Below are 21,830 nucleotides of genomic sequence, written 5' to 3'. Positions count from 1 at the left end.
GTATTTTCCCGCACTCATGCATCGCGCGCGATCGATGCGATGATGTGCGTCGCCGATCACGCAATCACCTCGCGAAGGCGTTTCGCGGACTCTGAGTCGCAGGTTTTGGCAACGAAAATATTTTCATGCTTAACGGCGCGAGCGCTCGTCGGAGCGTGTGCAAGCCGCCGTTTTGCGCGAATCGCATGACGGCGATTCGGTCGCCGCATCGCAGTCGTTCGGGATGAAGTTTGCCGCCGATGGCGCGCGTGAGCGTCGCATCGCGAACCGAAAGCGAGGTTACGGAGTGTGTCCGTCACCTCGTTCGAACGCGTGATGTCAGATGCCGAGCTTGGACTTGAGCAGGTCGTTGACGCTTTGCGGGTTGGCCTTGCCGCCGGACGCCTTCATCACCTGGCCGACGAACCAGCCGAGCGACTGCGGCTTGTCCTTGACCTGCGCGGCCTTGTCGGGATTGGCCGCGATGATGTCGTCGACGACCTTTTCGATCGCCGAGAGGTCGGTGACCTGCTTCATGCCACGGCTTTCGACCAGCGCGCGGGGATCGCCGCCCTCCTGCCAGACGATCTCAAACAGATCCTTGGCGATCTTGCCGCTGATCGTGCCCTCGCCGATCAGGTCGATGATCGCCGCGAGTTGCTCGGCGTTGACCGGAGAGCCCGTGATATCCCGGCCTTCCTTGTTGAGACGACCGAACAGCTCGTTGATCACCCAGTTCGCCGCCATCTTGCCGTCGCGGGCGCGGTTGCCGAGCTTGTCCAGCACGGTCTCGTAGAACACCGCGCTCTCGCGCTCGGCGACCAGCACGCTCGCGTCATAGGCGGAGAGACCGAAGTCGACGACGAACCGCGTCTTCTTCTGGTCCGGCAGTTCAGGCAGGTCCGCCTTCAGCTCGTCGACGAAGCTTTGCGAAAACTCCAGCGGCAGCAGGTCGGGATCGGGGAAGTAACGATAGTCGTGCGCCTCTTCCTTCGACCGCATCGACCGCGTCTCGCCCTTGTTGGGGTCGTAGAGACGGGTCTCCTGGTCGATCTCGCCGCCATCCTCGAGGATCTCGATCTGGCGCCGCGCCTCGTATTCGATCGCCTGGCCGATGAAGGTGATCGAGTTCATGTTCTTGATCTCGCAGCGGGTGCCAAGCGGCCCGCCCGGCTTGCGCACGGAGACGTTGACGTCGGCGCGCAAGCTTCCCTTCTCCATGTCGCCGTCGCAGGTGCCGAGATAGCGCAGGATCGAGCGCAGCTTGGTCACATAGGCCTTGGCCTGCTCGGCATCGCGGATGTCGGGCTTGGAGACGATCTCCATCAGCGCCACGCCGGAGCGGTTGAGATCGACATAGGACATGGTCGGTGACTGATCGTGCAGCATCTTGCCGGCGTCCTGCTCCAGATGCAGCCGCTCGATGCCGACGGTGACGCTGCGGCCGCCGTCGAGCTCGACCAGCACCTCGCCCTCGCCCACCACGGGCGATTTGTACTGGCTGATCTGGTAGCCCTGCGGCGAGTCCGGATAGAAATAGTTTTTCCGGTCGAACACCGAACGCAGGTTGATCTTTGCATTGAGGCCGAGCCCGGTCCGGACAGCCTGCCTGACGCATTCCTCGTTGATGACAGGCAGCATGCCCGGCATCGCGGCGTCGACGAGCGACACGTGGCTGTTCGGCTCGCCGCCGAACGCGGTCGACGCGCCCGAGAACAGTTTTGAGTTCGAGGTCACCTGGGCATGGATCTCCATGCCGATGACCATCTCCCAATCGCCGGTGGCGCCTTTGAGAAGCTTGTGCGTGGCCGTGCTCATATTTTGCTCCCGAGCAGCGTGGCAGCGATCCGCTCCCACTCCGCCTTCAATGAATCCTTTGCCGTCGGCTGGCCGGCCTGGCGGTACCAGTAGCCGGCATTGCCGAGATCGCCTTCGACGCGGTGCAGATAGGCGTGCACCCAGGCAGCCTCACGGCTGTTGTCGTCCTGAACGATCTTGTGTGCCTGGTCCCAGTCGCCCTTGGCAGCCCACCAGAGACCGGCGAGCGGCGCATTCAGCTCCGGCGCGGGCGCCGCGCCGTCGAGGCTTGCGATGAACGCCGCCACATTCACCACCACCTCGCGGGCGTGAAGCGGCCGGCCGCCTGCTCGATCACCTCGCCGAGCGAGAACAGCGTCTCCTCGTCGAAGGGACGGCCGATCAGCTGCAGACCGAGCGGCAGGCCTTGCGCGTCCTTGCCGGCGGGCACGGCGATGCCCGGCAGGCCCGCCATGTTCACGGTGACCGTGAAGATGTCATTGAGATACATCTCGACGGGGTCCGCGCCGCCCTTCTCCCCGACGCCGAAGGCGGCCGACGGCGTCGCCGGCGTGAGGATCGCGTTGACGCCCTTGGCGAAGCAATCCTCGAAGTCCTTCTTGATCAGCGTACGCACCTTCTGCGCGCGCAGGTAATAGGCGTCGTAATAGCCGGCCGAGAGCACGTAGGTGCCGATCATGACGCGGCGGCGCACCTCTGCGCCAAAACCTTCGGCGCGGGTGTTCTCGTACAGCTCGATGATGTTCTTGCCCTGCTCGCGCAGGCCGTAGCGCACGCCATCATAGCGCGCGAGGTTGGAGGACGCCTCCGCTGGCGCCACGATGTAATAGGCCGGCAGCGCATATTTCGTGTGCGGCAGCGACACCTCGACGAGCTCGGCGCCGGCCGCCTTCAGCCATGCCGCACCCTCGCTCCAGAGCTTCTCGATCTCGGCCGGCATGCCGTCGAGACGATACTCCTTGGGAATGCCGATCTTCATGCCCTTGACGGACTTGCCGATCGCCGCCTCGTAATCCGGCACGGCAATGTCGACCGACGTCGTGTCCTTCGGGTCGTGGCCAGCCATCGAGCGCAGCAGCATCGCGGAGTCGCGCACGCTGCGCGCGATGGGACCAGCCTGGTCGAGCGAGGAGGCAAAGGCGACGACGCCCCAGCGGGAGCAGCGACCGTAGGTCGGCTTGATGCCGACGGTCGCGGTGAACGCCGCCGGCTGGCGGATCGAGCCGCCGGTGTCGGTCGCGGTCGCACCCATGCAGAGCAGCGCCGCCACGGCCGAGGCCGAGCCGCCGGACGAGCCGCCCGGCACCAGCGTTGTGTTGGAACCGTCTCGTCGCCAGGGATTGCCGACGGGTCCGAAGCACGAGGTCTCGTTCGACGAGCCCATCGCAAACTCGTCATTGTTGAGTTTGCCGAGCATCACCGCGCCGTCGCGCCAGAGCTGCGAGGTGACGGTGGACTCATAGGTCGGCACGAAATTGCCGAGGATCTTTGAGCACGCCGTGGTGCGAACGCCCTTCGTGGCAAAGAGATCCTTGATGCCGAGCGGGATGCCGGCGAGCGGGCCGCCGTCGCCTTTGGCGATCCTGGCGTCCGCCTCGCGCGCCATCGCGCGCGCCTGGTCGGGCGTCTCCATCACGAAGGCGTTGAGCACGCGCGCGGCTTCGATCGCGTTTAGATGCGCGTCGGTCAGCTCGAGTGACGTGAAAGTCTTGGCCGCGAGACCCTTGCGGGCCTCGGCGAGCGTCAGCGATGTCAAATCGGTCATTTATTGATCGGGCTGCAGAAGAACGGAGACAGGGTCTTGTCGTTGGCCGGGTCGTCTTTCCTAGCGGCCGCTTTCGCGGCAGCTTCGATCTCGTCGAGCACGGCATTGACGGCGACATTGGGATCGGCAGCCTTGCCCTGCCGCTCCATCTTGTCGAGATAGTTCATATAGGCCTGATAGGCCTTCTCATCGTCGCATAGCAGGCACATCGGACAGCGTCCTGAATTGAATTACTCAACAACCTTTGGCACCAGGAAGAAGTGACCTTCGGTCGCGGGCGCGTTGGCAACGATATCGTCGGCGATCTCGCCGTCATTGACCACGTCCTGCCGCTTCTTCATCTGCATCGGAGTGACCGAGGTCATCGGCTCCACGCCCTCGACATTGACCTCCGAGAGCTGCTCGACAAAGGCGAGCATGGCGTTGAGCTCGCCCTGCAAGTGCGGAACCTCGTCCTCGGAAACCGCGATGCGCGCCAGATGCGCGATGCGGCGGACGGTAGCGGCGTCGACGGACATTATATAAGGCCTCTCACGGCAAAACCTATCCGCCGTATAGCAGAGGCCGGTTTTGCGCCGCAACCGGGGCCGGGAGTGTGATCCGGACCCGAAGGGCCGCGCTAGCGCAAAGTGCGCAGCGGTTTTCCGAAAAGATCACGCTTAAACAATAACCTAAAGCGCGATGATGACTGTCCTCAGCCTCATCGCGCCCTAGCCGGCCAGCGCTTTCAGGCGAGCCTGCGCCGATCTCGCCAGATCGCGGGTCAATTCGGCCGCTGGGACCTCGCGGCCCAGGGCGATGGCCTGCCCCGCCCAGAGATTGGTGAAATCCACCCTGCCCTGTTTTTCGGCAGCCGCCTTCAACGGCCCCAGTGCGGTCGCAGCGTGGGGGAAGGCCGGCGCATCGGGCGAGATCGGGCCGGCCTCGCGCATCAGGCGGTTCTGGACCCCGCGCGCCGGGCGCCCGGTCATTACATTGGTGATGACGGTGGAATCGTCCCGCGCCTCGGCGAGCGCCTTCCGGCCTCCGGGCGTGACCTTGGATTCCGGACACCGCAAATACGCGCTGCCGATCTGCACGCCGGATGCACCGAGCGCAAAGGCCGCGGCAATGCCGCGCCCATCGGCGATGCCGCCGCAGGCGATAACAGGCACTTTCACCGCATCGACCACCTGCGGCACCAGCGCGAAGGTGCCGGGCTGCTCGGCGATCTTGTCAGTCAGGAACATGCCGCGATGGCCGCCCGCCTCGGCGCCCTGCGCAATGACGGCATCGACGCCACGCTCTTCCAGCCAAACTGCTTCCTTCACCGTTGTGGCCGACGAGATGACGATGCAGCCGGCCGCCTTGACCCGCTTGAGCAGCGCTTGCTCCGGCAGGCCGAAGTGGAAGCTGACGACCTCCGGCTTCAGCTCCTCTACGACCTCGCAGAAGGCGGCATCGAACGGGGCACGGTTCGCCGCGTTGATCGGCGCCGTCGGATCAAGACCGTGCTCGGTGTAGTAGCCCGCCAGACGCGTCTTCCAGCGCGCCTCGGACGCGGCATCCAGCTCGACCGGTGTGTGGCAGAAGAAGTTCATGTTGACCGGCGCCTTCACGCGCTGGCGGATGAGATTGACCTGCTCGCGCGCCTTCTCCGGTGACAACATCGCACTCGGCAGCGAGCCAAGCGCTCCGCCTTGCGCAGCAGCGACCACCAGCTCTGCATCCATCACGCCGGCCATCGGCGCCAGCACGATCGGGAATTCGGTCTTGAAGAGGTCGATCAGTCGACGGTCAGGCCACATGGTTGTTCTCACTAGTTGGCTTGCTGCAAACCCTCTCCCTTGTTGGAGAGGGTGGCGCCGAAGGCGCCGGGTGAGGGGTTTGTATCCGCGGAGACAGACCCCTCATCCGGCGCGGATTGCATCCGCACCACCTTCTCCCACAAGGGGAGAAGGGAAAGAAGCACTGGAGTTACGCCGGCCGGCAAGGAGCTGCTCGGCTTCAGTCGCGATGCGTTCGACGATCTCCGCGGCGGGCGGAATGTCATGGATCAAGCCGACCGCCTCTCCTGCAAAGACCGCGGCAACCTCGAAATTGCCCGCAGCCTTCGCCGCAGCATACTCAACGGCGACCTCGCTTGCGCGTTGCATCAGCTCGATCTCGCGGCCGGTCCAAATTCTGATGTGATCGTTGACCAGCGTTCGCGCGGTGAACGGGGCCGGCCAGAACAGGCTGCGCGACCAGTCGATGATGACACCGCGCACCGTGTCGTTTGGATCTGCCGCGCGAATGCGCTGCTTCGCCTCCGCGGCGCCATTGGCCTCGACGCTCGCATAGAAGCGCGTGCCGATCAGCACGCCGGATGCGCCCAGCATCATCATCGCCGCCAGACCGCGACCGTCGGCAATGCCACCGGCCGCGACGACCGGCACGCGCCCGGCCGCAAGATCGACGATCGCCGGAACGATATCGACGGTGGTGCGCGATGCGCCATGGCCGCCAGCTTCGGTGCCCTGCGCAATCAGAATCTCCGCGCCGGCGTCCAACGCCTGCTTCGCCATGTCCTCGCTCTGCACCTGGCAGATCAATCGCGCACCGCACGCCCTAATGCGCGCTGCAAACGGCGCTGGATCACCGAATGACAGCATGATCGCCTGCGGCCCGGCGTCCAGCGCCATGTCCAGAAGGTCCGGCTGTTTTGCCAGGCTCCAGGTGATGAAGCCGATGCCGAACGGTGCAAAGCCCTTCAGCTCCCTGGTCTCAGCCTCGAGCCGCGCCCGGTCGCCGTAGCCGCCGCCCAAAATTCCGAAGCCGCCAGCCTCGCTGACGGCGCGCACGAGCCGGCTGCCCGCGATCGTATCCATCGGCGCGAGCAGGATCGGATGCCTGATCCCCAGGAGCTGGGTCAGCGGTGTCGCGATCGGCATGGCGCATCCCTCCGGTATGGACAGCGAGACTAAGCCCGACTAGCATTCTCGAAAAATGAATTCCTTCGAACGCTACTATCTCCAAAGCGAAACGATGCCATGGAACTAAGCGATCTCCAGACTTTTGCGGCCGTGGCGCGTGCCGGCGGCATCACCCGGGCGGCCGAGGAGCTCAACACGGTGCAATCCAACGTGACCCAGCGCGTGAAGGCGCTGGAGGCCGAGATCGGCACACCGTTGTTCGAGCGGCACAGCCGCGGCATGACGCTGACCAGCGCGGGCAAGCGCCTCCTGCCCTACGCGCAGCGGATGGCGGCACTCTCGCGCGAAGCCATGCTCGCCGCCCGCGACGATGGCGAGCCCAAGGGTCCGCTTGCGATCGGTTCGATGGAAACCACGGCCGCCGTGCGGCTGCCGCCGCTGCTTGCCGATTTCCACCGCCGGTTTCCCGCCGTGCGCCTTTCCTTGCGCACCGCGCCGACCGCTGATCTCGTCGCCGCCGTGCTCGACGGCACGCTCGACGGCGCCTTCGTCGCGGGCCCGATCGAGCATGCCGACCTGATAGCCACAGGCGCATTCCGCGAGGAGCTGGTGCTTGTCAGCGCGCGGCGCTGGAGCTCCCTTGCTGAGCTGCGCGCCGGCACGCCGACCTCCGGCCCGACCGCGCTGGTGTTCCGCACCGGCTGCACCTACCGCCAGCGGCTCGAACAGGTTTTTGTCGAGTTCGGCTGGCCGTCAGCCGCACGCTTCGAGCTCGGTACGCTCGATGGCATGATCGGCTGCGTCGCCGCCGATATGGGCGTGACGCTGCTGCCCCGTGCTGTCGTCGAACGTAGCGCGATGAACGGCAGCGTGTCGATGCACACGCTGAGCCCGTCGCACGCGCGCGTCGAGACGCTCTTCATCCAGCGCCGCACCGGACATCAATACAGCGCGCTCAGCGGTTTCGCCGCCTGCCTGAAGAAGGATGATGACGTCATCGCGGCCTGAACGTTCCATGTCACGAAGTTCCGCGACACAAATCTGTCGCCGTTGAATCAATCGACGCCGGGCACATTCGATACTGCGTTCAGCCGTCGCAACGCCGCACGTCGAAAAGCTTTGAAGCCCGAGGCTATTCTACGTTAGGATGTGTCACTGGCCAGCGCAAAACCACAACGAAGCCAAAACATCGGGAGGACTATGATGCGCAATACGCTCGTGTTGTGCTGTGTCGCCGCGCTGTCGGTGACGATCGGAACTGCAAGCGCACAGGACTGGACCAAGTCGAAGTGGGGACCGAACGACGAGATCGGTGCCGCCAACTACATGACGCCTGAACTCGTGCTGAAGGCCGCTTCGCTGGTGAAAACCGGAAAGACCTACGCACTCGGCATTCCCGTCTCGCCGCAGACGCCCGCATATCCGCCGCGCGCGTTCAAGCTCACCATCGTACAACCCGGACAGGCCGGCAGCCCGGGCCTCGGGCCGAACAAGGCCACCTACAATGACGACATCCTGGATACCTGGGTCGGCATCGGCAGCCAGATCGACGGCCTCGGCCATCTCGGCGTCGAGCATGTCTATTACAACGGCAACAAGCTCGCCGATTTCGCCGATCCCAACGGCCTGAAGAAGCTCGGCATCGAGAAGGTGCCGCCGATCGTCACGCGCGGCGTGCTGCTCGACATGGCCGCCTATTACAACACCGACATAGTGAAGGAAGGCACAGCCTTCAACGTCAAGGAGATCGAGGAAGTCGCCAAGAAACAGGGCGTCGAGATCCGCCAGGGCGACGTCGTCATCTTCCACACCGGTTGGCTCAGCCTGATCGGCAAGGACGACAAGCGCTACTCGGCCGGCGAGCCCGGTCTCGGGGTCGAAGGCGCAAAGTACCTCACCGGCAAGGGCGTCGTCGCGATCGGCGCCGACACCTGGGCGCTCGAGGTGCTGCCGTTCGAGTCCAAGAACGTCTTCGAGGTGCACCAGATCCTGCTCGCGATGAACGGGACCTACATCCTCGAGAACATGGACACCGCCGCGCTCGCCCGGGACAAGGGCTACGAATTCCTGTTCGTGCTCGGACAGCCGCGCTGGACCGGCGGCGTGCAGGCGATGATCAACCCGATCGCGATCCGCTGATCTGATACCCGGGCGAGGAGCCTCCTGCCGGCCGGCAGGCGCCCTCGCCCGATCTCTCCGTCACTGCGGCCTGAGATGCCACCGCCGCAGCGCAACGAAGGCCCAGATGGCCTCGACGAGGCCGAACGGCCAGGCTCCTTGCAGGAAGCCGTAGGCCGAGCCGAGCGCGCAGGACGCGGCGAACAGCAGCACGAACCAGTGGCTGCGATCCTCCAGGGCATAGCAGACCAGCATGGCGGTCACGGCAAACAGGCCGAATAGTGTCAGTGCATCCATGGTCCGGGGTTCACTCCGCAGCGCGACGCGTGATATGCGCTAGTGCCATGCCGGCTCCTATCCTACCCCTCGTCGATGTTGCAACCCACTGGCCCGCGCGCGGCGCGCTGGTCGGGCTCGATCTCGGCACAAAGACCATCGGCGTCGCCGTATCCGATCCGGACCGTCGGCTTGCGACCGGCGTCGAGACGATCCAGCGCAAGGCGTTCAAGCAGGACGCGGCCCGGCTGCTCGCGATCGCGGCCGAGCGCAAGGTGGTCGGCTTCGTGCTCGGCCTTCCCATCAACATGGACGGCAGCGAGGGTCCGCGCGCGCAATCCACCCGCGCCTTCGCCCGCAATCTTGCCGGCCTCACCGTGCTCCCCATCGGCCTGTGGGACGAGCGCCTCTCGACCGCGGCGGTCGAGCGCGAGCTGATCGGCATGGACGTCAGCCGCGCCAAGCGCGCCGAGGTCATCGACGAGCATGCCGCGATCTTCATCCTGCAAGGCGCGCTCGACCGCCTCGCCAATTTGCGCACCGGGACCGACTGATCCATGACCGTCGTGATCGCGGCGCTGCTGCCGGTCTTCATCCTCATCGTGCTCGGCGTCGTGCTCAGGCACAGCCTGATGCGGCTCGACACGCAATGGCACGGGCTGGAGCGGCTGACCTATTTCGTGTTGTTTCCGATGCTCCTGATCCAGACGCTGGTGAAGGCCGACCTGTCCAAGGTGCCGGTCGCCGGCGTCGGCGGCGCGCTGCTGCTGTCCGCGCTCGCTATGTCGGTCCTGTGCCTCGCGCTGCGCCCGACCCTGTCGCGGCTCGACATCGACGGCCCCGCCTTCACGTCGATCTTCCAGGGCGCGACGCGCTGGCAGACCTATGTCGCGCTCTCCGTCTCCGCCAACATGTTCGGCGATGTCGGGCTGGCGCTGGCGTCGGTGGCGATGGTCGCGATCATTCCGCTGGTCAATGTGTTCAGCGTCGCCGTGCTCGCCCACTACGCCGCGCCGGAAAAGCAATCCGTCCGCGCCATCGTCATGACCGTGATCCGCAATCCCCTGATCTGGGCCTGCGCGATCGGGCTCTTCATCAACGTCATCCATTTGCCGCTGCCAAGAATCTGGCACGAGGTTGCCGATGCGCTCGGCCGTTCCTCGCTCGCCATCGGCCTGCTCGTCACCGGCGCCGGCCTGCAGCTCAGAGGCCTGCTCCGCCCGAGCGCCAGCGCGACGATCGGCGTCGCATTCAAGCTGGTCTTGATGCCCGTGCTCGCGCTGGCGCTCGCCGCCTGGTTTGGCCTCTCCGGCGAGAGCCTTGCGATCGTCGCGATCTGCGCGGCGGTGCCGACCTCGCCCAGCGCCTATGTGCTCGCCCGCCAGATGGGCGGCGATGCGCCGCTCCTGGCGCAGATCATCACGCTGCAGACGATCCTGGCGGCGATCACGATGCCGATCACGATCGCGCTGGTGGCCTGAGCGCTAGACGTAGCGCCCCAACGTAAAGAAGATGACTGCATTGCATGCCGAATGAGCCACCACAGGGGTCCACGTGGAATTGCTGGTCCATCGAAGGTGCCCAAGAACAAGTCCAAAGGCAAAAATGATTGCGCGTCCAAACCAATCGTATTGAGTATGATTTAGTGCCCATACAGCCGACGTAAGGACGATGGCGCCGACCGGTCCGAGAAAAGATTCCGACCAACCGCGAAACAGGAAGCCGCGAACCACAAACTCTTCCATAAGAGGTGCGGCGATACAGCCGCCAATGAGCCACGCAAGCAATCCGCCGGCACCTCCTACGATAAGCGCGGAGTCGGATTCATATCCCCCCCGTGCTCATCTTCGACAGCACAAACCCCTCAATCGACATAAAGATCGTCGTGATGGCGAGAGCCCGGACGATTTCGCCCCCGGATGGCCAACTCAGAGCGAGGTATTCGCCGAACTCTCTCCCGGCCATCCGGATCGCAACCCAAAGCACTGCGATGGCCGGCGGCGCTCCCGAAATCAGGAAAACTCCATACCAGCGTCCCTGTGACGCCAACGTCTGGAATTCTCCTGGAGCGAAAGCCTTCGGTCCGACGCTCGCGGCCAGAATGACGTTCAACACCATCCAGCCCGTCAGAACGGAAGCGCCGTACGCAATCAAGGCAACTAGCGTTGTCTCCCAAAAATCCCACGTCCGAGCAGACTGCGAGCCGAGGATGGGATCGCCTACGTTTTTGAAATCGACCATAATGGATTTTCACAACAACTTTTCAGGGATAAAAGCACTCTCCTCTACCAAGAGTATCTAGGCGTATCGTCGAGCGTCAATAAGAAATGGCCCCCACAGCGGCGGCACGCCTACAGGGCCTGCGGAAAGCTCGGAGTGGCAGACGCTTCGCTATGCGCCCAGCCACATCGTCAGCACCACCGCGGTCATGTTGTTCAGCGCGTGGAGCACGATCGTGAGCCAGAGCGAGCCAGAGCGATAGCGCATGTAGCCGAACCACAGGCCGATGGTGAAGACTTCGGCGAGGAAGTACATGTCGTACTGCAGATGCACGACCGTCCACACCAGTGACGACAGGATGATCGCGCCGGGCACGCGCAGGAAGCTTGCCGACCAGCCGCGATAGAGGAAGCCGCGCGCAAGGACTTCTTCCGACATCGGCGCTGCCACGCTGAAGGCGACGAGCAGCAGGAGCGCCGCGCCCGTGTCGCGGCCCGACTTCAACAGATCGGTCATGAAGCCCGGCGTCGCCTCGCGGCCAAGGCCGCGCGATATCGTCTCCCAGGCCAGCACGAGAACGATGAGGCCGACCGCACCGAACAGGAGCTGCTTCCAGGATGGCCAATGCAGCGCGAGATAGTCGACGAAGGAGGCCTTCTTGATGCGGATGGCAAGCCACACCGCGGCAAGCGTCGCCGGCAGGCCCATAATCACCGACAGCGCGAGCGCCTGGGGCTCGCGGCCGACGAGCTGGATCGAGGCCATGTCGATCGGGAGCCCGCGAAGCGCCACCAGCAGGAGGATCGCGCCGACCTGGCCGACGAACATCGCGACGAAGATGAAGAGGCTCCACAGCGCCGTGCCCCAGAACTTCCAGACGCGCGGCGCGTGCTCTGCAGGCGTCACGGTGAGCGGCGGGTGGTCGGGATTGAGGGAATCCATCAGGAGGCCTTCGTTAGGCACGCCAAACTATCTCGTCATGCCCGGGCTTGTCCCGGGCATCCACGTTCTTCGTGCCGCGCTGCAAGACGTGGATGGCCGGGTCAAGCCCGGCCATGACAATACGGATACAACATGCCCCGCTCACGGCAGCGCCCGTTCCAGCAGCGCGCGCACCTCGCCGCCCTCCAGCTCCACAGCGCCATACATGCTGGCGTGATTGGCAGCGAGCCGCGTGGCGGCGAACAGTTCGGCGTTGCGCGGCGACACGCCGTTGAGCGCGGCGGCAGCGGCGAGCAGTGCAAGCTTCTCGACGGCGAGACGTGCGACACGCTCGCCATCCGCGCGGCGGAAGCTCTTGCCGATGAACGCGACGGCCTCGCCCGCCCCTGGCAGCCCCTTGGTCTCGGTCGCAAGCGATTGCAGCACCGCCATCGCCGCCTCCGGCTCGCGCGCGAGCGCCCGTAGCACGTCGAGGCACATGACGTTGCCCGATCCTTCCCAGATCGCGTTGACCGGCGACTCCCGGTAGTGGCGCGCCAGGATTCCGTCCTCGACATAGCCATTGCCGCCGAGGCATTCCATCGCCTCGTAGAGAAAGCTAGGGGCACTCTTGCAGGTCCAGTATTTGATCGCGGGCGTGAGCAGCCGCATATAGGCGGCCTCCGCAGCATCGTACGGCGTGCGGTCGAAGGCGCGGCAGAGCCGCATCATCAGGGCTGTGCTCGCCTCGACATGCAGCGCCATGTCCGAGAGCACGGCCTGCATCAAGGGCTGATCGGCGAGATGCTTCTGGAACACGCTGCGGTGACGCGCATGATGCAGCGCATGCGCAAGCCCCGAGCGCATCAGGCCGACGGAGGCGATCGCGCAATCCTGCCGCGTGAGCTGCACCATCTGGATGATGGTGCGGATGCCCTTGCCCTCCTCGCCGACGGCTTCCGCGTAGGCGCCGACGAACTCGACTTCCGAGGACGCGTTCGAACGATTGCCGAGCTTGTCCTTCAAGCGCTGGAACTGGACGGCGTTGACCGATCCATCCGGTGCAAAGCGCGGCATGAAGAAACAGGTCAGCCCCGCACCGGCCTGCGCCAGCACCAGGAACGCATCGCACATCGGCGCCGACATGAACCATTTGTGGCCGGTGACGCGATAGGCATTCCCGTCGCGCACAGCGCGCGTCATGTTGGCGCGAACGTCGGTGCCGCCCTGCTTCTCGGTCATGCCCATGCCGAGCGTCATGCCGCACTTTTCCCACCACGGCGCGAAGGTGGGATCGTAGCTCTTTGTTGACAGCACCGGCATCACCTTGCCGAGCAGATCCGGCTGCATCGCCAGCGCAGCAACGGAAGCGCGCGTCATCGTGATCGGACAGAGATGGCCGGTCTCGACCTGCGAGGCGATGTAGAATCTTGCCGCGCGAATGACCTCGGCGGCATCGCCCGCAGGCTTTCCATCCGCCGTCCACGTCGAATTGTGCACGCCGGCATGCGCGCTGTGCGCCATCAGCTCGTGATAGGCCGGATGAAACTCGACCTGGTCGCGGCGATTTCCCTTTGCATCGAAGGTGCGGAGCTTCGGCGTGTTCTCGTTCGCCACGCGCCCGCGATCGGCCATCGCGGCCGAGCCCCAATGCTTGCCGAACTCCGACAGCTCCCGTTCCGCCGCTGCGCCGCCATTGGCCCTGACCGCCTCGACCAGCGGCCGATCCACGGCAAAGAGATCGACGTCCTCGAACGGCGGCGACTGGTTGAAGACCTCGTGGGTCGCGAAGCTGGGCTGGGTCATCTTGTTTCCTCGGCGCGGAATCAGTTCCGCCGCGGCTGGATCGGGAAATCATAGGCCGCCCCGCCGGCCCCCGGCAGGGAAAAATGCCACCACTCCTTCGAATAGTTCACAAAGCCTTGCCGGGCCATCGCAGCCACCAGCCGCTTGCGCCAGGCGCGCTGGTCCGGCGTGATCGACGGTGCTGCGGTATGCCCCTTCGCGTCAGTACAATCATATCCGGTGCCCATGTCGACGCTGCCTTCAGGGGGCCGCGCCTCAACCGGCGCCGTGCAGTCGGCATAGGCCTTCGATAGGTCATATTTGCCGGAGTTGTCGGCTTTCAGATCGACCAGGGTGAGGTCGAGCGCGGCTCCGGTCGAATGCTGCGAACGGCTCGCGATGTAGCCGAGGCGGAACAGCTCCGTCTTGGGAATCCTTGGATTGTAGCGCCGCTCGGCGGCCGTCTCGCGACCGTTCTGCGACCACTTCACCATGTCGAGCGAGGCCCGGGCCGGCCGGTAGCAGTCGAACATCTTCAGCGACAGGTTCTGCGCGGCCAGTTCCTGCTGAACTGCTTTCAGCCGCAGCCCCACCTCCCGCTTCACCACGCATTCGCCGGCGCCGTAGCCGTTCAGCGGACGGCCGATGAAATTATTGGAGGTGGCGTAGCGGATGTCCTGCACGATGGTGGGATCGATGTCGCGCAAATAGACGAAGCCGCCGGGGAGCAATTGGGCTTGGGCCCTGCCAGCGAATATCGTAACCAAGAGCACTGTTAGAATTGTCTTCAACGGAAGCCCCCCACATCGTCATGGCCGGGCTTGTCCCGGCCATCCACGTTCTTGTTGCGTCGAGAAAGTCCGTGGATGCCCGGGACAAGCCCGGGCATGACGGAGAGAGAGCCCGCGCCGACAGATCAGGGGATAACTCACTTCCTCACCTTTGGCCCTTGCCCACCCCGCCATCCACGCCTATAGCTCTGCTTTTAATGACATCGAAATCGACCTTTGTCCTCGGCCACCGGCATTTGCTGGGCATCGAGGGCCTTTCTGCGGCCGACATCACCGGCCTCCTCGACCTGTCCGAAGAATATGTCGAGCTCAACCGCCAGGTTGACAAGAAGCGCACCGTCCTGCGTGGACGGACGCAAGTAAACCTCTTCTTCGAGGCCTCCACCCGGACCCAGTCCTCGTTCGAGCTCGCCGGCAAACGGCTGGGCGCCGACGTCATGAACATGTCGGTGTCCTCGTCGTCGATCCGCAAGGGTGAGACCCTGATCGACACCGCGATGACGCTGAACGCGATGCATCCGGACATCCTGGTGGTGCGCCATCACGCCTCCGGCGCGGTGGAACTGCTGGCCCGCAAGGTTGATGGTTCCGTGATCAATGCCGGCGACGGCGCGCACGAGCATCCGACGCAGGCCCTGCTCGACGCGCTGACCATCCGCCGCAACAAGGGCCGCATCGAGGGGCTCGTGGTCGCGATCTGCGGCGACGTGCTGCATTCGCGCGTTGCCCGCTCCAACATCATCCTGCTCAACACGATGGGCGCGCGCGTCCGCGTCGTCGGTCCCTCCACACTGCTGCCGCCGGGCATCGAACGGATGGGCGTCGAGGTCGCGCGCGACATGCGCGAGGGCCTCGAAGGCGCCGACATCGTGATGATGCTGCGGCTCCAGCGCGAGCGCATGAACGGCTCGTTCGTGCCGTCATCCTCCGAATATTTCAACTATTTCGGGCTCGACCAGAAGAAGCTCGCTTACGCCAAGCCGGACGCACTCGTGATGCATCCCGGCCCCATGAACCGCGGCGTGGAGATCGACTCGGCCGTGGCCGACGGCGCGCAATCCCTGATCCGCGAACAGGTGGAGATGGGTGTCGCCGTGCGCATGGCCGTGCTGGAAGCGCTCGCCCGCAACCTGCCGAACGCGTGATGCCGATGTTGATTGACCGCCGACCGATCCTGCTCGCCAACGCCCGCGTCGTCGATCCTTCGCGGGATTTCGACGGCGTCGGCGACGTCCTGATTGCCGATGGCACCATCCGCGAGACCCGCCGCGGCATTGGCGCTGCCGGCGTCCCCGAGGGGACCGACATCGTCAACTGCTCCGGCAAGATCGTGGCGCCGGGCCTGGTCGACATGCGCGCCTTTGTCGGGGAGCCCGGCTTCAGCCATCGCGAGACCTTTGCGTCCGCAAGTCAGGCGGCCGCGACCGGCGGCATCACCACCATCATCTGCCAGCCCGACACCTCGCCCGTCATCGACAATTCGGCGACCGTCGACTTCGTGATGCGGCGTGCCCGCGACACCGCGATTGTCAACATCCAACCGATGGCGGCGTTGACCAAAGGCATGCGCGGCGAGGAGATGACCGAATTCGGCCTCCTCAAGGCCGCCGGTGCGATCGCCTTCAGCGACGGCGACCGCAGCGTGACCGATGCGCAGGTGATGCGCCGGGCACTGACCTACGCCCGTGATTTCGACGCGCTGATCGTGCACCACACCGAAGACCCTGATCTCGTCGGCGAAGGCGTGATGAACGAAGGCGAGTTCGCGACCCGGCTCGGCCTGATGGGCATTCCGAACGCCGCCGAAGCGGTGATCCTCGAGCGCGACATGCGCCTCGTCGCACTGACCGGCGGTCGCTACCACGCGGCCTCGTTGTCCTGCATCGACTCGCTCGACATCCTCAAGCGCGCCCGCGACGCCGGGCTCACCGTCAGCGCCTCGGTCTCGATCAACCATCTCGCGCTGAACGAGAACGACATCGGTCCCTACCGTTCGTTCCTGAAGCTGTCGCCGCCGCTGCGGACCGAGGACGACCGCCGCGCGCTGGTGGCAGCGGTGGCCTCCGGCCTCGTCGACGTCATCATGTCCGACCACAATCCGCAGGACGTCGAGGTCAAGCGCCTGCCGTTCGCGGAAGCCGCTCCCGGCGCCGTAGGGCTCGAGACCATGCTGCCGGCGGGCCTGCGCCTCGTGCATAATGGCGAGATGGAACTGAAGACGCTGATCCGGGCGATGTCGACGCGGCCGGCGGAACTGCTCGGGCTAGCAGGCGGAACCCTGCGTACTGGCAGCCCGGCCGACGTGATCGTGATCGACCCCGATACGCCCTGGGTGGTCGATCCCGCCGACCTCAAATCGCCCTGCAAGAACACCCCGTTCGACGAGGCCCGCTTTACAGGCCGCGTGGTGCGCACCATTGTCGGGGGACGGACGGTCTACGAGCATGTCTGACGAGCGGGATCATGCGTGGCGTCTCGGTTCGACATGCAGATGCGGCCATTGGAGATGCGGCCATGTGGCTTGAAGCATTCCTGCCGGTGGCACTCGTCATCGGCTACCTCCTCGGCTCGATTCCGTTCGGGCTGGTTCTCACCAAGCTCGCCGGCACGCAGGATCTGCGCTCGATCGGCTCCGGCAATATCGGCGCCACCAACGTGCTGCGCACGGGACGCAAGGGCCTTGCCGCGGCCACCCTGTTGCTCGACGCGCTCAAGGGCACGGCGGCGGTGGTGATCGCCGGCTACATCGCAGGGCCCAATGCCGCGATGATGGCCGGGCTCGGCGCCTTCCTCGGCCATCTCTTCCCGGTCTGGCTGAAGTTCAGAGGCGGCAAGGGCGTCGCCGTCTATATCGGCATCCTGCTCGGCCTGTTCTGGCCGGGCGCGGTGGTGTTCTGCCTGCTCTGGCTCGCGACCGCCTTCACCACCCGCTATTCCTCGCTCTCGGCGCTGGTGGCAGCTTTCATCACGCCGCTGTTCCTCTGGTGGTTCGGCCACCCCGCACTGGCCTCGCTGTTTGCGGTGCTGACGCTGCTGCTGTTCTACATGCATCGTGAGAACATCAAGCGGTTGCAATCGGGCAAGGAAGGCCGGATCGGCGAGAAGGCCTGAGCCGGAAAAAGTACAGATACCGCCGCACCCCCTCCGCATTATGTGCCAAATTCTGTTCGCAACTCGCGGCCGACTCGCGGCCGGAGTGGCGAACGGGTTCTACGGCTGTCATCCTGACAGCGGAAATGGCGTTACGCGGTTGCTCAGAATGAGCGAGAAGATTGTCGGCGCGAATAACGAGGTTGGCTCGCGGGGTGCAGCCCGCAGCGCGGCAAGCCGGCTGCTCTCGATGACCAGTATCTGGTCCGATGCGCCCTCGCCGCTTCCTGCGCCAGAGCCTGCTCCCGTTTTGCCGCCCGCGCCGCAGCCCGATCCCGTCGCGCAAACTCCGGTGCCTGTCGAGGTCGCAACCACGGTCGCGACCGTGGCGTCCGATCAGGCGACCTCAAAGCAATGGCCGCCGCAAAAGCTGTCACTGGCGCTTCAGGGCGGCGGCACCTTTGCCGCCTTCACCTGGGGCGTGCTGGAGCGGCTGCTCGAAGAGCCATCCATCGCATTCGACAGCATCAGTGGCGCGAGCGCCGGCGCGGTCAATGCGCTGCTGCTGGCTTGCGGCCTTGCCGAGGGCGGCCGCGAAGCTGCCCGCGCCCGGCTGAACCGGTTCTGGGTCCGGCTGATGCACGAGGCCTCGTTCCGCTCGCTGATGCTGGTCGGCGGATTTTCGCCGGCGGGAAGCTCGGTCGCATTCGGTCCGACGCTGCGCTCCGGCCAGTTCGATCCGTTCGATCTCGACCCGCTGCGGCAGGCGTTGTCGCGCGACATCAATTTTGCCGCCTTGCGCGACGCGGCGTGCCCAAAACTGCTGATCGCGGCGACGCGGATCCGCGACGGCCAGCAGCAGATCTTCCGCAACGACGCTGTTACCCCTGACGTCGCGCTGGCCTCGACCTGTCCGCCTCTGGTTCACTGCGCCGTCGAGATCGACGGCGAGGCCTATTGGGACGGCGGCTTTGGCAGCAATCCGCCGCTGCTGAAGCTGGCGCAGGAAACGACGACCTCCGACGTCCTGCTCGTCCAGGTCACGCCGGCGCTCGACAGCTACGTGCCGATCACGCTCGCCGCGATCGACCGCAGGCTCGATCAGATCGCGGCCAACGCCGCCCTCAAGGCTGAGATCGCAGCGATCGAATGGGCTCAGTCACACTCCGCGCCTTCGCTGCGACTGTTCAAGATCGCAGCAGAGGACTTCGTCGACGGCCTGGCGCAGCGCTCATCGACCGATCTCGGCCGCGGCTTCATTCGGCTGCTGCATCGGAGCGGCCGCGAGGCCGCCGAGCACTGGCTTGGGCAAGGCGCGACTAGGGCTGCAGCATCGCCCGCATCCGGTCTGCGCGCTGTTTCCGCCGAACCCGCGCTAGCCTGATTTCGCCAGCGCGTCCTCAAGGAACCACGCTGCCGCAAGCGCATGCGCGTCATTGCCGAAGCGCGCGATCACCTGAACGCCGATCGGAAGACCGCCGACCTTCAGCACCGGCACGTTGACGCAAGGGTTGCCCATCAGCGTCCAGAGCCGGTTGTAGCGGGGGGAGCCGGTCGTCGCGAGCTCCTTGGCCGGCGCGGTGCCCGGCGCCGAATAGGTGAGCAGCACATCGACGCCCTCGAACACTTCACCGAGCTCGCGGCGGCCGCGGCGGCTGATCCGCCGCGCCTCGTCATATTCCTTCGGCGTCAGGCCGACGGTCGCATCGAGGCTGGCGCGCAGCATTGGCGCGATCTCGTCGTGACGCTCCGAAAACTCCCAGGCGAGCGCGCGATGCGCCTCGAAATCCTGGATGATCGGGTGGATGCGCCAAGCCTCCCGTACCGCCTCGGGCAGATCGATGGTCTGCACGCTGGCGCCGGCACGCTCGGCGGCTTTGATCGCAGCCTGCAAGCCCTCCTCGGCCGCCGGCTCCACGGTATCAGCAAATTCCTGCCTGACCACACCGATGCGCGGAGATTTGGCCGCAACGATGCCGGAGAACTCGGTCCGGCCGGTCATCGCCAGCAGTCCACGCGCGAGATCTTCCGCACGCGATCCGAACAAGCCGACGGTGTCGAGCGCCCACGAATAGCATTTCACGCCGACCGTCGGCAGCATCCGGAACGACGGCTTGATCGCGGCGGCCCCGCAATAGGCCGCAGGCCGGATCACCGAGCCGCCGGTCTGGGTGCCCAGCGCCAGCGGGATCATGCCGGCGCCGACGGCCGCCGCCGAACCCGAGGACGAGCCGCCCGGCGAATGGCCAGTATTGTGCGGATTGAGCGTCGGGGTTGGATCGCGCGAGGCGAACGCCGTCGTCGTGGTCTTGCCGATGATGGTGGCCCCCGCCCGCTTCAGCATCATCACGACAGGCGCATCGCTCCGCGGCTGCCAGCCGCGATAGATCTCCGAGCCCATCTCGGTCGGGAAATCGGCGGTGTCGATGATGTCCTTGATGCCGACCGCGATGCCCCGCAGCGGGCCGGAGGCCTGCGCCTTCGCGGACTTGTCATGGCGGACGAAGGCGCGGACGTCCTTCTCCCGGGCCTCGATCGCCACATGCGACTGGGCGATGGCGGCATCGGGCGAAAGCTCGCCCGCTTCGATGCGGCGCTGGAGGTCGGCGAGTGAGATCATGGGAGTCCCTACGTGAACGTGCCACGTTCGTTGAATGGCATAGGCAGGCTGTGCTCATCCAGAATGGCTTTGTAGTGATTGAGATACGACCAAAGCTGGTTTCTGAGCTGGTTGGCGGGTTCGTACTCTTCTGACGAACGATCGATGGCCGCACAGGCATCGTCCGCCAGGCAGCACAGCGAGTGGAGAGTGTCGCCCTGAATCAGCACGCCGGGGAAACGCCGTCCCGGATGACGCATCACTGCCGCGTTTGTCGTGTCTGCGAAAATCTCGACCGGTGCGACACGCATTTCAATTCCTCAGAAACTAATCCGCTTGGCCACTATCCATTTATTAGGCTCTCGCAGCCGGGTCCACCCCTTCCCTACGCTCTCAGGTTGTTCCATGCTATCCCCACAAGGAGACCCCGTGGACGCCATCTATCCGAGCATAGAGCTGACCGAGGCTGAGAGGATCGACCGCCTGCGGCTGATCCGCTCCGACAATGTCGGGCCGCGCACTTTCCGTTCGCTGGTCGATCATTTCGGCAGCGCACGCGCCGCGCTGGAGCGCCTGCCCGATCTGGCGCGCCGCGGCGGCGCGACGCGGTCGGGGCGCATCTGCAGCGTGGATGAGGCAAAGGCCGAACTCGCCGCGAGCCGCAAATTCGGCATCGCCTGGATCGCGCCCGGAGAGGATGGCTATCCGGCACGGCTTGCGACGCTCGACGATGCGCCGCCGCTGCTCGCGATACGCGGTGACAACGCGACGCTGATGCGTCCAATGATCGCGATCGTCGGCTCGCGCAATGCCTCCGGCGCCGGGCTGAAATTCGCCGGTCAGCTCGCGCGCGAGCTCGGCGAGGCCGGCTTCATCGTCATCTCGGGGCTGGCGCGCGGCATCGACCAGGCCGCGCACCGCGCGAGCGTCGAGAGCGGCACGGTCGCGGTGCTCGCTGGCGGCCATGATTGCATCTATCCACCCGAGCATGGCGATTTGCTCGCATCGATCCTCGATCACGAGGGTGCTGCGATCTCCGAGATGCCGCTCGGCCATGAGCCGCGCGCCCGCGACTTCCCCCGCCGCAACCGGCTGATCTCGGGCGCCTCGCTCGGCGTCGTCGTGGTGGAGGCGGCGCACCGCTCGGGCTCGCTGATCACCGCGCGCATGGCGGCCGAACAGGGCCGCGAGGTGTTCGCGGTCCCCGGCTCGCCGCTCGATCCGCGCGCTGCCGGCACCAACGATCTGATCAAGCAGGGCGCGACGCTGGTCACCGAAGCCGCCGACATCATCAACGCGGTCCAGCCGATCATGGAGCGGCCGCTGATGCATCCGGTAGGCGAGCCCGACAGCGAACCATTCGAGAGCGATCCGCAAGCGCACGACCGCGACCAGATCAGCGGCCTGCTCGGCCCTGCCCCGATCTCGATCGACGATCTCGTGCGGATGTCCGGCGCCTCGCCCGCGATCGTGCGCACGGTGCTGCTGGAGCTCGAGCTTGCCGGCCGGCTCGAACGCCACGGCGGCGGATTGGTGTCGCTGCTTTAGGTTCGATCGGCTGTCCGGGCGGGCAC

At 65.4% G+C, this 21,830-nt stretch carries 24 protein-coding genes; 9 read left to right on the top strand and 15 right to left on the bottom strand.

The genetic code is table 11. The features are described from left to right. Positions 1–318: 318 nt before the first annotated feature. The 7 genes from gatB to AC630_RS16785 form a co-directional block, all read right to left on the bottom strand. Entirely contained in the window at positions 319–1,797 is a 1,479-nt protein-coding gene (gatB, locus tag AC630_RS16815; protein ID WP_074119614.1) for an Asp-tRNA(Asn)/Glu-tRNA(Gln) amidotransferase subunit GatB, read from the bottom strand. Then, a complete protein-coding gene (locus AC630_RS16810; protein WP_143198091.1) occupies positions 1,794–2,096 on the bottom strand; it encodes a hypothetical protein in 303 nt (100 codons plus the stop codon). The genes gatB and AC630_RS16810 overlap by 4 nt, the downstream gene beginning before the upstream one ends. Further along, positions 2,087–3,562: an Asp-tRNA(Asn)/Glu-tRNA(Gln) amidotransferase subunit GatA gene (gene gatA, locus AC630_RS16805; RefSeq protein WP_074119613.1), complete on the bottom strand. Its 1,476-nt coding sequence runs from the start codon at positions 3,560–3,562 to the stop codon at positions 2,087–2,089. Before gatA ends, AC630_RS16810 begins: the two co-directional genes overlap by 10 nt. Then, a complete protein-coding gene (locus tag AC630_RS16800) occupies positions 3,559–3,771 on the bottom strand; it encodes a hypothetical protein (protein WP_074119612.1) in 213 nt (70 codons plus the stop codon). Before AC630_RS16800 ends, gatA begins: the two co-directional genes overlap by 4 nt. A gap of 21 nt (positions 3,772–3,792) precedes the next feature. Further along, a complete protein-coding gene (gene gatC, locus AC630_RS16795) occupies positions 3,793–4,080 on the bottom strand; it encodes an Asp-tRNA(Asn)/Glu-tRNA(Gln) amidotransferase subunit GatC (RefSeq protein WP_008548395.1) in 288 nt (95 codons plus the stop codon). A gap of 192 nt (positions 4,081–4,272) precedes the next feature. Continuing rightward, positions 4,273–5,349: an NAD(P)H-dependent flavin oxidoreductase gene (locus AC630_RS16790; RefSeq protein ID WP_074119611.1), complete on the bottom strand. Its 1,077-nt coding sequence runs from the start codon at positions 5,347–5,349 to the stop codon at positions 4,273–4,275. Positions 5,350–5,451: 102 nt separating this feature from the next. Then, positions 5,452–6,474 carry an NAD(P)H-dependent flavin oxidoreductase gene (locus AC630_RS16785; RefSeq protein ID WP_074119610.1) on the bottom strand — a complete coding sequence of 341 codons (1,023 nt, stop codon included), beginning with the start codon at positions 6,472–6,474 and terminating at the stop codon, positions 5,452–5,454. Positions 6,475–6,573: 99 nt separating this feature from the next. On the opposite strand from AC630_RS16785, the gene AC630_RS16780 reads away from it, so the two are divergent. Both AC630_RS16780 and AC630_RS16775 read left to right on the top strand, forming a co-directional pair. Next, complete coding sequence (locus AC630_RS16780) at positions 6,574–7,464, top strand: LysR family transcriptional regulator (RefSeq protein WP_074119609.1); 891 nt, start codon at positions 6,574–6,576, stop codon at positions 7,462–7,464. A gap of 195 nt (positions 7,465–7,659) precedes the next feature. Beyond that, positions 7,660–8,595 carry a cyclase family protein gene (locus AC630_RS16775; protein ID WP_074119625.1) on the top strand — a complete coding sequence of 312 codons (936 nt, stop codon included), beginning with the start codon at positions 7,660–7,662 and terminating at the stop codon, positions 8,593–8,595. Between the two features lie 60 nt (positions 8,596–8,655). On the opposite strand, the gene AC630_RS16770 is transcribed toward AC630_RS16775, so the two are convergent. Then, complete coding sequence (locus tag AC630_RS16770) at positions 8,656–8,871, bottom strand: hypothetical protein (RefSeq protein WP_074119608.1); 216 nt, start codon at positions 8,869–8,871, stop codon at positions 8,656–8,658. 47 nt (positions 8,872–8,918) lie between these two features. Between AC630_RS16770 and ruvX the strand changes: the two genes are divergently transcribed. Continuing rightward, positions 8,919–9,404, top strand: a complete 486-nt coding sequence (ruvX, locus tag AC630_RS16765; RefSeq protein WP_074119607.1) for a Holliday junction resolvase RuvX — start codon at positions 8,919–8,921, stop codon at positions 9,402–9,404. Positions 9,405–9,407: 3 nt separating this feature from the next. After that, positions 9,408–10,331 carry an AEC family transporter gene (locus tag AC630_RS16760; RefSeq protein ID WP_074119606.1) on the top strand — a complete coding sequence of 308 codons (924 nt, stop codon included), beginning with the start codon at positions 9,408–9,410 and terminating at the stop codon, positions 10,329–10,331. 3 nt (positions 10,332–10,334) lie between these two features. On the opposite strand, the gene AC630_RS42905 is transcribed toward AC630_RS16760, so the two are convergent. The 5 genes from AC630_RS42905 to AC630_RS16740 all read right to left on the bottom strand — a co-directional run bounded on the left by AC630_RS42905 (position 10,335) and on the right by AC630_RS16740 (position 14,567). Further along, entirely contained in the window at positions 10,335–10,637 is a 303-nt protein-coding gene (locus tag AC630_RS42905) for a CPBP family intramembrane glutamic endopeptidase (RefSeq protein ID WP_502691517.1), read from the bottom strand. 37 nt (positions 10,638–10,674) lie between these two features. Continuing rightward, positions 10,675–11,091 (bottom strand): hypothetical protein, encoded by a 417-nt coding sequence (locus AC630_RS42900; RefSeq protein WP_083636296.1) that lies wholly within the window; start codon positions 11,089–11,091, stop codon positions 10,675–10,677. Positions 11,092–11,241: 150 nt separating this feature from the next. Then, positions 11,242–12,012 carry a CPBP family intramembrane glutamic endopeptidase gene (locus AC630_RS16750; RefSeq protein WP_074119605.1) on the bottom strand — a complete coding sequence of 257 codons (771 nt, stop codon included), beginning with the start codon at positions 12,010–12,012 and terminating at the stop codon, positions 11,242–11,244. 141 nt (positions 12,013–12,153) lie between these two features. Beyond that, on the bottom strand, positions 12,154–13,797 hold the full coding sequence (locus tag AC630_RS16745) for an acyl-CoA dehydrogenase family protein (RefSeq protein WP_074119604.1): 1,644 nt from the start codon (positions 13,795–13,797) through the stop codon (positions 12,154–12,156). A 20-nt stretch (positions 13,798–13,817) separates the two neighbouring features. Then, complete coding sequence (locus tag AC630_RS16740) at positions 13,818–14,567, bottom strand: M15 family metallopeptidase (protein WP_074119603.1); 750 nt, start codon at positions 14,565–14,567, stop codon at positions 13,818–13,820. 20 nt (positions 14,568–14,587) lie between these two features. On the opposite strand from AC630_RS16740, the gene AC630_RS16735 reads away from it, so the two are divergent. The 4 genes from AC630_RS16735 (at position 14,588) to AC630_RS16720 (ending at position 19,041) form a co-directional block, all read left to right on the top strand. Further along, positions 14,588–15,712 carry an aspartate carbamoyltransferase catalytic subunit gene (locus tag AC630_RS16735; protein WP_502691515.1) on the top strand — a complete coding sequence of 375 codons (1,125 nt, stop codon included), beginning with the start codon at positions 14,588–14,590 and terminating at the stop codon, positions 15,710–15,712. Beyond that, positions 15,712–17,019 (top strand): dihydroorotase, encoded by a 1,308-nt coding sequence (locus AC630_RS16730; protein ID WP_143198088.1) that lies wholly within the window; start codon positions 15,712–15,714, stop codon positions 17,017–17,019. Before AC630_RS16735 ends, AC630_RS16730 begins: the two co-directional genes overlap by 1 nt. A gap of 62 nt (positions 17,020–17,081) precedes the next feature. Further along, positions 17,082–17,678 carry a glycerol-3-phosphate 1-O-acyltransferase PlsY gene (gene plsY / locus AC630_RS16725; protein WP_074119601.1) on the top strand — a complete coding sequence of 199 codons (597 nt, stop codon included), beginning with the start codon at positions 17,082–17,084 and terminating at the stop codon, positions 17,676–17,678. 148 nt (positions 17,679–17,826) lie between these two features. Next, the gene (locus AC630_RS16720; protein ID WP_074119600.1) at positions 17,827–19,041 is read left to right on the top strand and encodes a patatin-like phospholipase family protein; all 1,215 of its coding nucleotides are present in this window, start codon (positions 17,827–17,829) and stop codon (positions 19,039–19,041) included. Here AC630_RS16720 and AC630_RS16715 read toward each other — a convergent pair. Continuing rightward, on the bottom strand, positions 19,033–20,277 hold the full coding sequence (locus tag AC630_RS16715) for an amidase (protein WP_074119599.1): 1,245 nt from the start codon (positions 20,275–20,277) through the stop codon (positions 19,033–19,035). The genes AC630_RS16720 and AC630_RS16715 overlap by 9 nt on opposite strands. Before the next feature lie 8 nt (positions 20,278–20,285). Further along, the gene (locus AC630_RS16710; protein WP_074119598.1) at positions 20,286–20,567 is read right to left on the bottom strand and encodes a DUF6959 family protein; all 282 of its coding nucleotides are present in this window, start codon (positions 20,565–20,567) and stop codon (positions 20,286–20,288) included. Between the two features lie 94 nt (positions 20,568–20,661). Here AC630_RS16710 and dprA point away from each other — a divergent pair, with 94 nt between their 5' ends. After that, the gene (gene dprA, locus AC630_RS16705; protein WP_074119597.1) at positions 20,662–21,804 is read left to right on the top strand and encodes a DNA-processing protein DprA; all 1,143 of its coding nucleotides are present in this window, start codon (positions 20,662–20,664) and stop codon (positions 21,802–21,804) included. Positions 21,805–21,830 lie beyond the last annotated feature (26 nt).

The organism is Bradyrhizobium sp. AS23.2 (assembly GCF_001908185.1).
Taxonomy (GTDB): domain Bacteria; phylum Pseudomonadota; class Alphaproteobacteria; order Rhizobiales; family Xanthobacteraceae; genus Bradyrhizobium.
The sequence above is the reverse complement of the archived record's forward strand: the minus strand, read 5'-3'. Positions and strand labels throughout refer to the sequence as shown.

What these genes read in the sequence shown, in the direction of transcription:
- gatB (WP_074119614.1), bottom strand. Translation starts at nt 1,797, where the DNA reads ATGAGCACGGCCACGCACAAGCTTCTCAAAGGCGCCACCGGCGATTGG.
- gatA (WP_074119613.1), bottom strand. Translation starts at nt 3,562, where the DNA reads ATGACCGATTTGACATCGCTGACGCTCGCCGAGGCCCGCAAGGGTCTC.
- AC630_RS16800 (WP_074119612.1), bottom strand. Translation starts at nt 3,771, where the DNA reads ATGTGCCTGCTATGCGACGATGAGAAGGCCTATCAGGCCTATATGAAC.
- gatC (WP_008548395.1), bottom strand. Translation starts at nt 4,080, where the DNA reads ATGTCCGTCGACGCCGCTACCGTCCGCCGCATCGCGCATCTGGCGCGC.
- AC630_RS16790 (WP_074119611.1), bottom strand. Translation starts at nt 5,349, where the DNA reads ATGTGGCCTGACCGTCGACTGATCGACCTCTTCAAGACCGAATTCCCG.
- AC630_RS16785 (WP_074119610.1), bottom strand. Translation starts at nt 6,474, where the DNA reads ATGCCGATCGCGACACCGCTGACCCAGCTCCTGGGGATCAGGCATCCG.
- AC630_RS16780 (WP_074119609.1), top strand. Translation starts at nt 6,574, where the DNA reads ATGGAACTAAGCGATCTCCAGACTTTTGCGGCCGTGGCGCGTGCCGGC.
- AC630_RS16775 (WP_074119625.1), top strand. Translation starts at nt 7,660, where the DNA reads ATGCGCAATACGCTCGTGTTGTGCTGTGTCGCCGCGCTGTCGGTGACG.
- AC630_RS16770 (WP_074119608.1), bottom strand. Translation starts at nt 8,871, where the DNA reads ATGGATGCACTGACACTATTCGGCCTGTTTGCCGTGACCGCCATGCTG.
- ruvX (WP_074119607.1), top strand. Translation starts at nt 8,919, where the DNA reads ATGCCGGCTCCTATCCTACCCCTCGTCGATGTTGCAACCCACTGGCCC.
- AC630_RS16760 (WP_074119606.1), top strand. Translation starts at nt 9,408, where the DNA reads ATGACCGTCGTGATCGCGGCGCTGCTGCCGGTCTTCATCCTCATCGTG.
- AC630_RS42900 (WP_083636296.1), bottom strand. Translation starts at nt 11,091, where the DNA reads ATGGTCGATTTCAAAAACGTAGGCGATCCCATCCTCGGCTCGCAGTCT.
- AC630_RS16750 (WP_074119605.1), bottom strand. Translation starts at nt 12,012, where the DNA reads ATGGATTCCCTCAATCCCGACCACCCGCCGCTCACCGTGACGCCTGCA.
- AC630_RS16745 (WP_074119604.1), bottom strand. Translation starts at nt 13,797, where the DNA reads ATGACCCAGCCCAGCTTCGCGACCCACGAGGTCTTCAACCAGTCGCCG.
- AC630_RS16735 (WP_502691515.1), top strand. Translation starts at nt 14,588, where the DNA reads ATGGCCGGGCTTGTCCCGGCCATCCACGTTCTTGTTGCGTCGAGAAAG.
- AC630_RS16730 (WP_143198088.1), top strand. Translation starts at nt 15,712, where the DNA reads ATGCCGATGTTGATTGACCGCCGACCGATCCTGCTCGCCAACGCCCGC.
- plsY (WP_074119601.1), top strand. Translation starts at nt 17,082, where the DNA reads ATGTGGCTTGAAGCATTCCTGCCGGTGGCACTCGTCATCGGCTACCTC.
- AC630_RS16720 (WP_074119600.1), top strand. Translation starts at nt 17,827, where the DNA reads ATGAGCGAGAAGATTGTCGGCGCGAATAACGAGGTTGGCTCGCGGGGT.
- AC630_RS16715 (WP_074119599.1), bottom strand. Translation starts at nt 20,277, where the DNA reads ATGATCTCACTCGCCGACCTCCAGCGCCGCATCGAAGCGGGCGAGCTT.
- AC630_RS16710 (WP_074119598.1), bottom strand. Translation starts at nt 20,567, where the DNA reads ATGCGTGTCGCACCGGTCGAGATTTTCGCAGACACGACAAACGCGGCA.
- dprA (WP_074119597.1), top strand. Translation starts at nt 20,662, where the DNA reads ATGCTATCCCCACAAGGAGACCCCGTGGACGCCATCTATCCGAGCATA.